Genomic DNA, 13,339 nt, shown 5'->3' with positions numbered 1-13,339 from the left:
CGGTTACCCGCGACTAGACGGAAAGACCCCATGGAGCTTCACTGCAGCTTGATATTGGATTTCGGTATTTAATGTACAGGATAGGTGGGAGCCTATGAAGCGTGGACGTCAGTTCACGTGGAGGCGCCGTTGGGATACCACTCTTTAGGTACTGGAATTCTAACCTGCGGCCATGAATCTGGCCGGGGGACATTGTCAGGCGGGCAGTTTGACTGGGGCGGTCGCCTCCGAAAAGGTAACGGAGGCGCTCAAAGGTTAGCTCAGCATGGACGGAAACCATGCGTTAGAGTGTAAACGCATAAGCTAGCCTAACTGCGAGACCGACGGGTCGAGCAGTAACGAAAGTTGGAGTTAGTGATCCGGTGGTATGTGAGTGGAAATGCCATCGCTCAACGGATAAAAGCTACCCTGGGGATAACAGGCTGATCTCCCCAAGAGTCCACATCGTCGGGGAGGTTTGGCACCTCGATGTCGGCTCATCGCATCCTGGGGCTGTATTCGGTCCCAAGGGTTTGGCTGTTCGCCAATTAAAGCGGTACGCGAGCTGGGTTCAGAACGTCGTGAGACAGTTCGGTCCCTATCTGTCGTGGGCGCAGGATATTTGAGAGGAGCTGTCCTTAGTACGAGAGGACCGGGATGGACGCACCTCTGGTGCACCAGTTGTCACGCCAGTGGCACAGCTGGGCAGCTATGTGCGGATCGGATAAACGCTGAAAGCATCTAAGCGTGAAGCCGTCCTCAAGATAAGATATCCCACTGCTATAAGCAGGTAAGACCCCCGGAAGACTACCGGGTTGATAGGCTCAAGGTGTAAGCACGGCGACGTGTTAAGCCAGCGAGTACTAATCGGTCGAGGGCTTGACCTTTAAGTGATCTTAATAGGTCTCGCATATTGCAGACATTTCATTGTTCAATTTTGAGTGTGCAACTTTGCTCATTCATTTGCACCTTTAGCTCAGTTGGTAGAGCAGCTGACTCTTAATCAGCGGGCCCCCGGTTCGAGTCCGTGAAGGTGCACCAACGGCTTGTGTGGCCGGAACTTCGGCCACACAACAAATCGTTCAAAATTGTCGCAAGATATTTTGATATACCGCTGTCATAATCAGCGCGCATATGGCCCGTTGGTCAAGTGGCCTAAGACTCCGGCCTCTCACGCCGGCAACGGGGGTTCGAATCCCCCACGGGTCACCATGATACTAAGTGACAGCTTGGTATCGAGTCGGTGTTAATGACGATGAGGATCCACCCGTTCCCATTCCGAACACGGTCGTTAAGCTCATCAGTGCCGAAAATACTTGGATGGAGACGTCCTGGGAAGATAGGTCGGTGCCGACATTTGATACAGGATTAGAATAATATTTAATCCTGTAGATATTCCTCAATAGCTCAGTCGGTAGAGCATGCGGCTGTTAACCGCAGGGTCGTTGGTTCGAGTCCAACTTGGGGAGCCAATTACAATATGCTGTCAGATTTACTGGCAGCATATTGTACTAAGAAGGGCCTTTAGCTCAGTTGGTCAGAGCGGCCGGCTCATAACCGGTTGGTCCGGGGTTCGAGTCCCTGAAGGCCCACCATTTGCTAAAATAGAGATTTCAAATCTCTTATATTACATAATATTTAACATAGGGGCATAGCTCAGTTGGTAGAGCAGCGGTCTCCAAAACCGCGTGCCGAGGGTTCAAGTCCTTCTGCCCCTGCCAAAAAGATCAGTTTTTTGACTGGTCTTTTTTTATTGATGAATTATAAAATGTAATGTCGATTATGCTGAAGAATGGGAGACTTTTACAAATCAAAACCTTCTGTTACGAAGAATAAAGACCTAAAAGTACTAATGCAATGAGAAAATTTTACTCTTTTTATATCAATACAAATAATATATTATGTTTCTTTAAATGATGGGGTAGTTATAAAAACATAAAACAACTTATATACAGATGAGAAATAGATGTAGAGGCACTAACATATTTGATAGAAATTACAACAATATTTGTCTTTTTTATTTATTGACTGTTAACGACCTTTGATATAAACTTTAAAGGATACATGAATGCTGGATTTATAGGAGGAAAGATTATGGAGAATCACAAACTAACTGTAAAATATGGTCTACCAACCGCTATAGCGATGGTGGTTGGTATTGTTATTGGCAGTGGCGTATTTTTTAAAGCAGAAAAAATTCTGTTGGCTACTGGCGGAAATCTGCCGTTGGGAATTTTAGCATGGATCATCGGTGGTGCAATTATGGTGGTATGTGCTTATGCATTTTCGATTATGGCGACAAAACATGCGTTTGTCAGTGGTGTTGTCGACTATGCTGAGGTATCCTGCGGCAAGAAGTACGGATATATGTTAGGGTGGTTTTTGGCAACTATTTATTACCCCTCTTTGACTAGCGTTTTGGCTTGGGTTAGCGCCAGATATTTATGCGTGATTATTGGCTTTGATATAGTTGGCCCTCAATGTATGGTCATCAGCATGTTCTTTTTGGTGGCCGCATTTGCTATGAATGCACTTTCTCCTGTCCTGGCGGGCAAGTTTCAGGTTTCCACCACCATTATTAAGTTGATTCCCCTGGCACTGATGGCGGTGGTCGGCACCATCGTTGGTTTGAACAACGGTATGACGGTCCAAAACTTCACGACGATTGTTACGCCTGTAAGCACCGGCAACGCCCTTTTTACGGCGGTTGTCGCGACCTCATTTGCTTATGAGGGTTGGATAGTTGCAACTTCTATTAATGCCGAGCTCAAAGATGCGAAAAGGAATCTGCCTTTGGCGTTGATTTTTGGTACGTTGATTGTCGCTGCTGTTTATATCTGCTATTATATTGGCTTGGCCGGCGGTGTGAGCAATGAGGTCATGATGGCCGGTGGCGAGACCGGTGCCAAACTGGCGTTCCAAGCGGTGTTTTCTGATGTAGGCGCCAGTGCACTGTTTATTGTTATTGTTATTTCTTGCCTTGGTACGCTCAATGGGCTAATGATGGGGTGTACCCGTGGGTTTTATGCATTAGCGGCAAGAGGTGAAGGCCCGGCGCCAGAGATGTTTAGGCAGATTGATCCTACTTCTAACATGCCGACAAACTCTAGCATTATCGGCCTCTTCTTTGCAGCATTTTGGTTGATGTATTTTTATGGTGCAAATCTAACCGCGCCTTGGTTTGGTCCGTTTTGTTTTGACACATCTGAGCTACCTATTGTGACGCTTTACGCCGCTTATATTCCGATTTTCTGGCATATTACAAAGGATAGTGCGCTGTCGTTTGGTAAGCGTGTTATTGCACCACTGCTGGCTATTTGCGGGTGCATTTTTATGGTGGTCGCAGCCTGCTTTGCGCACGGATGGGCGGTGGCATACTACATTATTGTGTTTGTGGTTATTTCGCTTATAGGTGTGACTTATATGAAACCGAGTAAAAAAACTCAATTTTGATAAGCGATGGGCGGTGCCAGATTTCTGGTACCGCCTTCTAGGTTTTATATTAAAAAGCTTTAATTCTGGAGCAAAGCGGTTTACTAAATACTGTTTCATGGTTTCTTAATGATTTTGCTCTTGATTTTTAATGTCAGATGTTGTATATTATATTAGCACTCAAATACAAAGAGTGCTAAACTAACGACGTGCAGGAGGTTTAGCTGTGTCTAAAAAGCAATTTAAGACAGAATCCAAACGCATTTTGGACCTCATGGTAAATTCTATTTACACAAACAAAGAAATTTTTTTGAGAGAGCTGATATCCAATGCCAGCGATGCCATTGATAAGCTTTATTTTCGGTCGTTAACCGATCAATCTGTCGGCAAGAGCCGGTCGGACTTTTTAATTCGGTTAGAGCTTGACAAAGAAGCTCGCCAAATCAAAATTTGCGATAATGGCATCGGTATGACCAAGGAGGAGTTGGAGCAAAACCTTGGTACTATCGCACACAGTGGTTCGGGCGAATTTGTCAAACAAAATGAGTTGAACGAAGATATCGACATTATCGGCCAGTTCGGTGTCGGTTTTTACTCTGCGTTTATGGTGGCCGACAAGGTTACTGTCGTTAGCCGTACCTTTGGCTCGGATGAGGCCTATTGCTGGGAGTCTGAAGGTGGCGACGGGTATACCATTTCCACTGCCGAAAAAATGGATACGGGCACTGAGATTACACTTCATATCAAGCCAGACACTGAGAATGAACACTATTCAGAATTTTTAGAGCAATACCGCATTTCATCCATTATCAAAAAATATTCAGATTACATTCGCTACCCCATCCAGATGGATATGGAGCGTCAGCATCCTAAGGAGGGGGCACCTGAAGGCTCTAACGAGATGGAGACGGTTGTCGAAACAACGACGCTTAACAGCATGGTACCCATCTGGAAGAAAAATAAGAAGGATGTATCCGACGAAGAATATAAGTCCTTTTATAAAGAAAAGTTCTATGATTATACCGATCCATTGCGGGTCATTCACCAGAAGGCTGAGGGCACAACCGAGTATCAAGCACTGCTCTATATTCCATCAAAGGCAGATTATAACTATTATTCAAAGGAATTTGAGCGGGGCCTGAATCTCTATTCGAGTGGTGTCATGATTATGGAGCGCTGCTCCGATCTGCTGCCGGAGTATTTTGGGTTTGTTAAAGGCCTTGTGGATAGTGAAGATCTCTCACTAAATATTTCGCGCGAGCTGCTGCAGCACGATCGCCAGCTTACATTGATTCGGAATGCACTTGAAAAGCGTATTAAAAATGAGCTGGTTGATATGCGGGACAAGAACCGTGAAGACTATGAAAAGTTTTGGAACACTTTTGGGCTGACCATTAAATTCGGCATCTACCAGTCCTTTGGTGCCAACCGTGAGCAGCTTGAAGAGCTGGTCATGTTCCGTAGAGCCTCCGATGGCAAGTTGGTGACCTTCAAAGAATATGTCGAGGTCATGCCCGAAGAGCAAAAGTATATTTATTACGCAGCAGGTGAAAGCTTTGAAAAGCTCTCCAAACTGCCTCAGGCTGAGCTGCTTAAGGATAAGGGCTATGACCTTTTATGCCTGACCGAGCATGTGGATGAATTCCTTATGCAGGTGTTGCATAGCGTTCAGGAAAAGGAACTGCGTTCCATCTCCTCCAACGATCTCGGTTTGGAAAGTGAAGAGCAGAAAGCTGAGCAGGAAAAGAAGGAAACTGACAACAAAGAGCTGCTTGACTTCTTGAAGGAGTCACTGGGTGACAAGGTGACACAGGTGTGCCTGTCTTCACGACTGAAGAGCCACCCGGTTTGCCTGTCGGCAAAGGGCGCGGTTTCCATCGAGATGGAAAAAGTACTCAATGACATCCCAGGCAATCAGAAAGTTAAGGCCGAGCGTGTACTAGAGCTCAACGGTGGACACCCGATATTCGATAAGCTAGTGTCGCTATGGCCAGATGACAAAGACAAACTGGCTACCTACGCGCAGCTGCTGTATGATCAGGCACTACTGATCGAAGGGCTGACAATTGAAGACCCAATCAGGTTTTCTAATGCTGTTTGTGAACTGATGAAATAAGTCTAACCGTTATAAAAAGAACAGGCCTCAAGTGCCTGTTTTTTTTATATTAGTTTTATTTTGTATATGTCATAGGGGTATAAAGAATGCCATCTGTACATTGTTCAGAGCTAGTTGGGATAAACCCTAGCTTACGGTAAAACTCGACTGCGTAGGGTGAAGAATTAACTGTAATGATATCGCTGTCAATAGTTTCAAGCGCTGTTTCAAAAAGAGAACGACCTATTCCTTTTCGGTGATGGGCACTGTCCACAAAAAGTAGTGCGATATGACAGCCTTGGTTTTTAAAAGCGATTACCCCAAAAATATTATCATCGGAATAGGCACCCCACATTTCTAACGAATCTAGAAATGCCTGATCAGAAATGGCTGCTTTGAAGGATTGTACACCCTGTTCTGGGTAATCTGGCGCTTCATACTGCAAAAAAACAGTTAAAACTAAAGACAGGGCATTGGGGTAGTCTTCTGCACGTATTTTTTTGATAAGCATAGGCACCTCATCTTAACTTAATCTTTACCTAGAGTATATTGTAAGATATATTTTACCTTAAGTTCTAACTTCTGCTTGCTTACTGCGGTTTCTTATTTATGTACATCATAAAAAGCTTTTAAATCAGCCTTTTCATCCAGCGGCAGCAGCGTTTTTTTAACGCCTTGGATAGCGCCTTCGAGCGCATACAAACGATGCAAACAGGCGGAGTCATCTATGGCTTTGATATGTAGCCATGCCTGTCTGCTTCCAATCTGCTTTAACTCTCCAAAAGTAGTGATGCCAATTTCATGTAGTTGCTTTTCAAGCACGCTGCCGATGTTTGGCAGCCTTGCAAGTTCCCCCATCTGCTCACGCTCCTTTTTAATCATTATAGCACCGATTAAAGGAGATAAAAAGTGATTTTATTACATTTTTGGGAATAAATGAAATTTGAATGCTTATATAAAAGTAAGCACCTCAGATAAAAACATCTATAACAATGCCTATGAACTGTGATAGGCGCTGCGGTATTGAAATTGCTTCTATCCGAGATGATCTGTTGCCGTTGCCGATCGCATAGTGTGCTGCACGCAGCAGAGCGCAAACAGATGTCGCTGATGGAGGCTAACCTTTCAGGGGTGATCAATAGTATAAACCAAAGCTGAACGGGACTTTAACTTACTGGTTAAAGCCCCGTTTCAATTTTGCAGGAGAAAAAATGAAAAAGAAAAGAATAAAGAGGATTGTAAATCACGGCTTGCTCTATTGCGTCTGGGTGGTCACTCAGGCGGTTAGATCGGGGCGTTGGGGTATTTCACCATCCGTGCGCTTTATGCTACCGCGACCGGGGCCCATACTGCCCATACCGCGGCCCATTCCCATGCCACACGTTATGGCTGATCCATAGCTGGCAGTTGTAGTAATTAAGGGTACCGTGCAAAGCGTGTCACCAAGAGAGCCGACCGATTCGGCCACGCCGTTTACACGGTTTTCACTGCCTACGGCTCCTGTGTAAAGCGTATAGGTTTCGCCGGTTTTAAAAAATGGCGAACTGATGACGATATTCTGAAAGCGCTTTTCAGAACGAAAGATAGAATTAAATTACCTGCTTTGTCGGTCAGGTTGACAACTGTGTCGTCTTTTTGCATCTCGGAGAAAGTAATGCTTAAAACCGGCTGGGTTGAATCGCTACCAGGAGCCTGTGCCATGCCAGAACTACCTATGGCAATTAGCGTACCACCTGTTATGGTGCTGCTATTATCGTAGTCGAGCGCGCTGTTGCCGTTACTGGTAGAACCATTGACGATAACGAAGCCGCCTTCAATTGTCAGAATGCCGTTTGAATCCAACCCATCGCCAGCGGCATTGACTGTAATAGTGACGCCGGTGATGGTGACATTGCAGTTTGAGTTTGCGGTGCCAGGTTTGCCAAAGCTATCGCCGCTGCTATCGGAGCCAGCAGCATTAATCCCGTCATCTCGTGTCACAATGTCAACTATTCCGTTGGATATTGTAACGGTGGTGCCTTCCAGCCCTTCGTAGCACTAAACAATGTCGATATTGCCGTCTGTGATTAGCAGGTTGCCGTCGGCGTGAACACCGTCATTATCCGAGGTCAGGGTAAAGGTTCCGCCTGTCGTGCGGAGTGAAATCGGTGTATCTGGGCTTTAAAGGATTCTAGGTATTGCGCATCTTAATGTCCAACAACCATCAGATTGTTCCCAAAGGGGAACTTATTTTGAAGGTATGGGGCGCATAGTCTGAGGCCGAGGATAATAATGCAGAAGCGTATATTTCCTTTTTGCGCAAGAAGCGCTTCTTTTTGGGTTCTAAGGTGTCCATTGGGACGGTCCGAAAGGTAGGCTACCGCCTAGAGGGGGCGCGCAATGATTAAAAAGTTACGTAAAAAGTTTATGCTCATTAATATGTCGCTGGTAACAGTGGTGCTATTTGCCGTTGTTGCGGTCTCCTGCATATTGAGTTATCAAAACAGCGTGTCAGAAAGTAAGCGGACGCTGGAGCGCGCCTGGGCGCCGCCGCCCAAGTTTGAACTTTCTGACCGATGGTTTAAACCGCCAAAAGAAGATATTTTACTGTTCCTGGTATTTGGGGTTTCGCTTGATCAAAGTGGGAGTATTCTATCTGTGACGGCAAAAAATGTCGAAGTTTCGGACGAACTGGTTAAACAGGCAGTGAAATCCGCACTTTCAAGCGGCAGCGACGAAGGAGTTCTGGGGGACCTGCGCTATCGTATTGAGCGGATGCCATCAGGTCTGCGTCTGGCTTTTATTGACTGTACCCGCGAGCTGCAGTCGCTGATAAAACTGCTTTTGACGTCATTGCTGGCATTGTTGGGCGGCTTTGTGGCATTTCTTGTGGTCAGCCTGTATCTTTCGCGCTGGGTACTGCGCCCAGTCGAACAGGCGTGGCAGCAGCAGCGACAGTTTGCGGCAGATGCTTCCCACGAACTAAAAACGCCGCTGACAGTCATTCTGGCAAACACTGGTATATTGGTATCACACAAAAGTGTGATACCAATATACAGCAGCAAAAGTGGGTTGAGAATACCCAAGCAGAGGCCGAGCGCATGAAAAAGCTGGTGGATGACCTGCTGTTTCTGGCGCAGTCGGATGCGGTTTCCTCCCCTGTGCCGCATACTAGGCTTGATTTCAGCGATTTGGTGTGGAGCAGTGTACTACCGTTTGAATCGGTGGCGTTTGAACAAGGTGTCAAACTGGATAGCGATATTCCTTCTGGTATCACTACGCAAGGCGATGTGGGGCAACTGCGGCAGGTGGCCGCGATTTTGTTGGATAACGCCTGCGAATTTGCCGGTGATAAGGGTAAGGTGTTTGTTCGGTTAGAAGCCATATAAGATAAAATTTGTTTGAAGGTTAACAACACTGGCACACCGATTCCATCATAAGCTCAAATATATTTTTGAGCGCTATCGCATCGACGCCTCCCGCGTGCGTGAAAAAGGCGGTTATGGGCTAGGTTTAGCCATCACGCAGAGCATAGTAATAGCGCATAAGGGCAATATTACGGCGCAAAGCGACGCACAAAATGGCACAACCTTTATTGTAACGCTACCAAAACCCTAATCGGGTATATCATTCGTCATAAAGGCTCGCAAAATCTTAAAAACACAAGTACGCCGCAGCGGTAAGCATTAATTTAGCTTATCGCTGCGGCGATTTCAACGCCAAAATATATTGGATGTTCTTCACCATCCCCCTCCAAAACAATCTGTGACCAGATTTTAGCATCAGCCCGTCCTGTGACCTCATAGAATATTAGTGCTAATATCTTATCGGTATTAACAAGATAATCAGGCCTATGCCAGAAGGATGGATAGCATGAAGCAACAATTGCTGCAAAAAATTGCAGACCGTTCCCTAGTGATGGGGGTGATCGGGTTAGGCTACGTCGGCTTACCACTTGCTGTGGAAAAAGCACGAGCGGGATTTCGCACCATCGGGTTTGATGTGCAGCGCCATAAGGTGGATGCTGTTAATAGGGGTGAAAACTACATCGGCGAGGTGGTTTGTGAGGCGTTGGGTCCGCTAGTTAAAAGCGGCCAAATGCGTGCCACCGATGATTTTTCCGCCTTGGGTGGGGTCGATTTTATTGCCGTCTGTGTGCCTACGCCGCTTGACAGGTTTCGTCAGCCGGATTTAAGTTTCCTGCGCAGTTGTGCCGAGGCACTGGCAAAGCAACTGCATCCGGGTATGGTGGTGGTGCTGGAATCGACTACCTACCCCGGCACGACCGAAGAATTACTGCGCCCTGCGCTGGAGGAAGGCTCCGGCCTTATCTGCGGCGAAGATTTTTACTTAGGCTTTTCGCCCGAGCGGGTGGATGTGGGCAATTTGCGCTATTCGTTGCAAAACACCCCGAAGGTTGTCAGTGGCATTGGTGAAGACGCCGCTGAGGTTATCGCGGCAGCATATGGGGCGGTGCTCAAGCAGCCGGTCCATATCACATCCTCGCCCGCGGTGGCCGAGATGGAAAAGCTACTGGAAAATACCTACCGCAGCGTAAATATTGCACTCATTAACGAGCTGGCCATGCTTTGCCATGAGATGAAGCTTAATATCTGGGATGTCATCGCGGCGGCAAATACCAAGCCCTACGGTTTTCAAGCTTTTTATCCGGGGCTGGGGCCAGGTGGACACTGCATTCCGGTCGACCCATGCTATCTGTCATGGAAGGCACGAGAATACGGTTTTCACACCACGTTGATCGATTGCGCTACCGCCGTCAATGACCGAATGCCAGATTATTGTATAGGCCGGATCGCCGCTATGCTGGGCAACGTTCGCAAATCGATTAACGGAGCGAAGATTCTGCTGTTGGGCATCGCTTTTAAGCAGGATGTGGGTGACTGCCGTGAGAGCCCGGCATTGCGTTTGCTGGCTCTGCTGGCGCGGAATCAGGCGATCATTTCTTACTACGATCCACATGTGCCACAATGCAGCTGCGCCGGGCAGATGTGGTACAGCGCGCCGTCTTTAACCGAAGAGCTGTTGCAACAGAGTGATCTTGTTATCATTGCAACAGCACACTCCGCAGTGGATTATACCCGCGTGGCGCGTTTTGCCCCCATGGTGTTCGATGTCAAAAATGCGATGAAGCAGACTGCGGAAAATGGGAATATTGCGCTGCTGTGAGGAAAAACTATGAAATATGCAATCATTGGATGCGGTAGGATAGCCAAAAATCATCTTGCAGCAGCGCTAGAATGTGGGCTGAATATCACAGCCGTGTGCGATCTTTTGCCTGTCGCTATGCAGCGGCTCCTGATTGAAGGCGCACCGTCAGCGGTGCCGTACCTCGCACAATATACCAATTATCGGCGGATGTTGGCGGATATGGCACCACAGATTGTTGCCATTGCCACTGATTCTGGCGCACATGCGCAAATTGCACTCGATTGCATTGCTGCAGGCGCGCATATTATCTTAGAAAAACCGATGGCCATGTCGCTTGAAGACGCCAACCGTATTATAAAAGCCGCTGAGACGGCGGGAGTTAAAGTGGCAGTTTGCCATCAAAACCGATTTAACAACGCTTCACAGGCGCTGTATCAAGCTGCGCAACAAAACCGGTTTGGTAAAATTTCACACGCGGCGGTGACTATCCGCTGGAACAGGGGTGTAAGCTATTATCAACAGGCCGCATGGCGAGGGTGCTGGCAAACTGATGGTGGCGCATTGATGAATCAGTGCATTCACGGAATAGATCTGCTGCGCTGGTTGATGGGCGGCAGCATTAACCGTGTTTACGGCGTTTGCCGTAACCGGCTGCACCCTTATATTGAGGCGGAGGATGTGGGGTTGGCGGTATTGACTTTTGAAAACGGTGCGGTGGCGACTATTGAGGGTAGTACGAACATCTACCCCCAAAATCTTGAAGAAACGCTCTGTATCTTCGGCGAGAAGGGCACGGTTAAGCTCGGCGGCAGATCTGCCGGGCGTATTGAGCACTGGCAGTTCGCCGATGGGGCGCCCGCACCGGAAGTTTCAGAGCGCATTCGGACGGTTTATGGTAACGGGCACATACGGCTTTACGCCGACATGCTGTCCGCCATCAAAGAAAACAGGCAGCCACTGATCAATGCTAAAGAGGGGAGAGCAGCTTTGGAACTGGTGTTGGCCATCTATAAAAGCCAAAAGGAAGGCCGGGTACTAAAGTTGCCGCTGTCGGACTTTTCGTCGGTCGACATGGCAAAGGAATTTTTAAAAGAATGAGGATGGCATAAAGGCATGCAAAAAAGAGCAGCGTTTCAAACAGCGGGCGGGCAGGTTATATTACTGTCCGCCTTTACGCTGCTGGTAAAAGCTATCGGATTTGTCAAACAGGCCATCATTGCCGCCTATTTTGGCGCAGGTGGGGCCACTGACGTTTTTTTTGTAGCGTCGGACTTTTTTGCTGACCTTTCGGCCGTGTTTTTTTCTCCGCTTGCTATCGTGTTTTTAACCACCTATGACCTACAAGTGGCACAGCGGGGACGAGGTCATGCAGATGCCTTTGCTGTAAAATCACTCGTGACCTTTAGCTTATTTTCAGCTGTGGCGGCAGTGCTTTTTGCCGGGTTTGCAGAGATTGCTGCCAAATTGCTGGGCTTTGGTTTTTCGTCGGCACTCCAGCAGGAACTGACAAAACTGTTGCGGCTTTTATCCCCCGTCATTGTGTTCTACTGCGCGGCGGCGCTTTTGACCGCGCAGCTTCAAGCACAAAAGCATTTTCTCCCTGCGCAAGGACGAGGACTGGTGCGCAGCGTGGCTATTATAGCGGCGGTGTGGCTGCTCTCCAGCCATCTGGGCGCAGGAGCGCTGGTGGTGGGCATGCTGGCAGCGTTGCTTTTGGAAACGGCATATTTGTGCTGGGCAGCTAGGAAAAGCCTTGTACCGGCGCTGTCCGACAGCTCAGATGTAGATATGCCAGGGAGTAGCAAAAAGCTGATAACGGCGGCATTTCCGCTCATGCTCAGCTATGCTGCCGCAGAATTTTCACATATTGTGGACAAGGCTATTGCGTCTCGCCTGCAAGAAGGTGCCGTCTCGGCGCTCAGCTACGCGCAGGTGTTACAGGGATTTGCGGCGGCGCTGTTGGTCAGCAATGTCGGGGCGGTAACCTTTTCGCATTTTTCGGAAAAATCAGCTCACAGCGACAGCATAGGACTGATTCAATCACTTTGTCGTGCGGCCGAATTGCTGATTTTGTTGCTGTTGCCGATCAGCATTGTTGCGGCTGTGGCATCGCCTCGTCTGGTACAGTTGGTTTATGCGCGCGGTAGCTTTGACGCACGTGCGCTAACCGCGACGGCACAGGCCTTTTCAGGCTATGCGGTGGGGCTAGTTGGCCTTTCGCTTCAAACAGTATTTTTACGAGGGTTATACGCAGTTGGAAATACCCGGTTACCTTTAAAAATAGGGCTGTGGTCCATCGCTTTAAATGTCTCACTCAGTTGGACTCTGTCAGGGATTTTTGGGGTGGGCGGTATTGCACTGGCCAGCGCGATGTCGTATTATCTGGGGGCGGCGCTCTCCTCAGCTGTGATACAAGGGCGGCAAGTGCTGCCAAATGTTAAAGCTGTTGTGGCAGCCGGACTGGTGTGTGCCGGATGCGTGGTTGCGGTGGGCAGATTTCCGGTACGTTCCGCTTTTTTATCGTGTGCTTTGCTGGGGCTTTCCGGCACAGGCAGCTATTGTATGACGCTGTTGCTGCTGCGTGAACCTAATACTATTTCGTTGGTACAGCTGATATTCAGGCAAAATAGTGGAAAATACAAATAAAGAACCGATATGGAAAACCCATATCGGCTCTTTATAAAA

11 protein-coding genes, 5 tRNA genes, 2 rRNA genes and 1 pseudogene (1 of these 19 running past the window's edge) are annotated in these 13,339 nt (G+C 47.8%); 16 read left to right on the top strand and 3 right to left on the bottom strand.

Annotation, left to right across the window (positions count from 1 at the left end; genetic code table 11):
• The 9 genes from RBH76_04940 to htpG form a co-directional block, all read left to right on the top strand.
• Positions 1–866, top strand: a 23S ribosomal RNA gene (locus tag RBH76_04940) (it extends 1,965 nt beyond the left edge of the window).
• A gap of 78 nt (positions 867–944) precedes the next feature.
• Positions 945–1,020 (top strand) — tRNA-Lys (locus RBH76_04935).
• A gap of 95 nt (positions 1,021–1,115) precedes the next feature.
• A tRNA-Glu gene (locus RBH76_04930) sits at positions 1,116–1,191 on the top strand.
• Between the two features lie 27 nt (positions 1,192–1,218).
• Positions 1,219–1,335 (top strand): 5S ribosomal RNA (rrf, locus tag RBH76_04925).
• Positions 1,336–1,375: 40 nt separating this feature from the next.
• Positions 1,376–1,451, top strand: a tRNA-Asn gene (locus RBH76_04920).
• A 46-nt stretch (positions 1,452–1,497) separates the two neighbouring features.
• A tRNA-Ile gene (locus RBH76_04915) sits at positions 1,498–1,574 on the top strand.
• Positions 1,575–1,624: 50 nt separating this feature from the next.
• A tRNA-Trp gene (locus tag RBH76_04910) sits at positions 1,625–1,700 on the top strand.
• A 373-nt stretch (positions 1,701–2,073) separates the two neighbouring features.
• Positions 2,074–3,432, top strand: coding sequence for an APC family permease (locus RBH76_04905; protein ID WMJ84769.1), 1,359 nt, complete (start codon positions 2,074–2,076; stop codon positions 3,430–3,432).
• 205 nt (positions 3,433–3,637) lie between these two features.
• Positions 3,638–5,527 (top strand): molecular chaperone HtpG, encoded by a 1,890-nt coding sequence (gene htpG / locus RBH76_04900; protein WMJ84768.1) that lies wholly within the window; start codon positions 3,638–3,640, stop codon positions 5,525–5,527.
• Positions 5,528–5,582: 55 nt separating this feature from the next.
• Here the strand turns inward: htpG and RBH76_04895 are convergent, their stop codons facing one another.
• From RBH76_04895 to RBH76_04885, 3 genes are all read right to left on the bottom strand, one after another.
• Positions 5,583–6,017, bottom strand: coding sequence for a GNAT family N-acetyltransferase (locus tag RBH76_04895; protein ID WMJ84767.1), 435 nt, complete (start codon positions 6,015–6,017; stop codon positions 5,583–5,585).
• A 92-nt stretch (positions 6,018–6,109) separates the two neighbouring features.
• On the bottom strand, positions 6,110–6,364 hold the full coding sequence (locus RBH76_04890) for a TfoX/Sxy family protein (GenBank protein ID WMJ84766.1): 255 nt from the start codon (positions 6,362–6,364) through the stop codon (positions 6,110–6,112).
• Between the two features lie 633 nt (positions 6,365–6,997).
• A complete protein-coding gene (locus RBH76_04885) occupies positions 6,998–7,486 on the bottom strand; it encodes a hypothetical protein (GenBank protein WMJ84765.1) in 489 nt (162 codons plus the stop codon).
• 146 nt (positions 7,487–7,632) lie between these two features.
• Here RBH76_04885 and RBH76_04880 point away from each other — a divergent pair.
• From RBH76_04880 to RBH76_04850, 7 genes and pseudogenes are all read left to right on the top strand, one after another.
• Positions 7,633–7,893, top strand: a pseudogene (locus RBH76_04880) (winged helix-turn-helix domain-containing protein).
• Positions 7,886–8,590, top strand: coding sequence for a histidine kinase dimerization/phospho-acceptor domain-containing protein (locus RBH76_04875; protein WMJ84764.1), 705 nt, complete (start codon positions 7,886–7,888; stop codon positions 8,588–8,590). Before RBH76_04880 ends, RBH76_04875 begins: the two are co-directional and overlap by 8 nt.
• Entirely contained in the window at positions 8,587–8,874 is a 288-nt protein-coding gene (locus RBH76_04870; GenBank protein WMJ84763.1) for a hypothetical protein, read from the top strand. The genes RBH76_04875 and RBH76_04870 overlap by 4 nt, the downstream gene beginning before the upstream one ends.
• A gap of 94 nt (positions 8,875–8,968) precedes the next feature.
• Positions 8,969–9,103 (top strand): ATP-binding protein, encoded by a 135-nt coding sequence (locus RBH76_04865; protein WMJ84762.1) that lies wholly within the window; start codon positions 8,969–8,971, stop codon positions 9,101–9,103.
• Between the two features lie 255 nt (positions 9,104–9,358).
• Positions 9,359–10,672 (top strand): nucleotide sugar dehydrogenase, encoded by a 1,314-nt coding sequence (locus tag RBH76_04860; protein WMJ84761.1) that lies wholly within the window; start codon positions 9,359–9,361, stop codon positions 10,670–10,672.
• 9 nt (positions 10,673–10,681) lie between these two features.
• Positions 10,682–11,752, top strand: a complete 1,071-nt coding sequence (locus tag RBH76_04855) for a Gfo/Idh/MocA family oxidoreductase (GenBank protein ID WMJ84760.1) — start codon at positions 10,682–10,684, stop codon at positions 11,750–11,752.
• Positions 11,753–11,767: 15 nt separating this feature from the next.
• The gene (locus RBH76_04850) at positions 11,768–13,300 is read left to right on the top strand and encodes a lipid II flippase MurJ (protein WMJ84759.1); all 1,533 of its coding nucleotides are present in this window, start codon (positions 11,768–11,770) and stop codon (positions 13,298–13,300) included.
• Positions 13,301–13,339: the final 39 nt, after the last annotated feature.

Source organism: Oscillospiraceae bacterium MB24-C1 (assembly GCA_030913685.1).
Classification (GTDB): Bacteria; Bacillota; Clostridia; order Oscillospirales; family Ruminococcaceae; genus Yanshouia.
The sequence above is the reverse complement of the archived record's forward strand: the minus strand, read 5'-3'. Positions and strand labels throughout refer to the sequence as shown.

Coding starts and splice junctions, on each gene's coding strand:
- RBH76_04905 (WMJ84769.1), top strand. CDS start 2,074: ATGGAGAATCACAAACTAACTGTAAAATATGGTCTACCAACCGCTATA.
- RBH76_04895 (WMJ84767.1), bottom strand. CDS start 6,017: ATGCTTATCAAAAAAATACGTGCAGAAGACTACCCCAATGCCCTGTCT.
- RBH76_04890 (WMJ84766.1), bottom strand. CDS start 6,364: ATGGGGGAACTTGCAAGGCTGCCAAACATCGGCAGCGTGCTTGAAAAG.
- RBH76_04875 (WMJ84764.1), top strand. CDS start 7,886: ATGATTAAAAAGTTACGTAAAAAGTTTATGCTCATTAATATGTCGCTG.
- RBH76_04870 (WMJ84763.1), top strand. CDS start 8,587: ATGAAAAAGCTGGTGGATGACCTGCTGTTTCTGGCGCAGTCGGATGCG.
- RBH76_04860 (WMJ84761.1), top strand. CDS start 9,359: ATGAAGCAACAATTGCTGCAAAAAATTGCAGACCGTTCCCTAGTGATG.
- RBH76_04855 (WMJ84760.1), top strand. CDS start 10,682: ATGAAATATGCAATCATTGGATGCGGTAGGATAGCCAAAAATCATCTT.
- RBH76_04850 (WMJ84759.1), top strand. CDS start 11,768: ATGCAAAAAAGAGCAGCGTTTCAAACAGCGGGCGGGCAGGTTATATTA.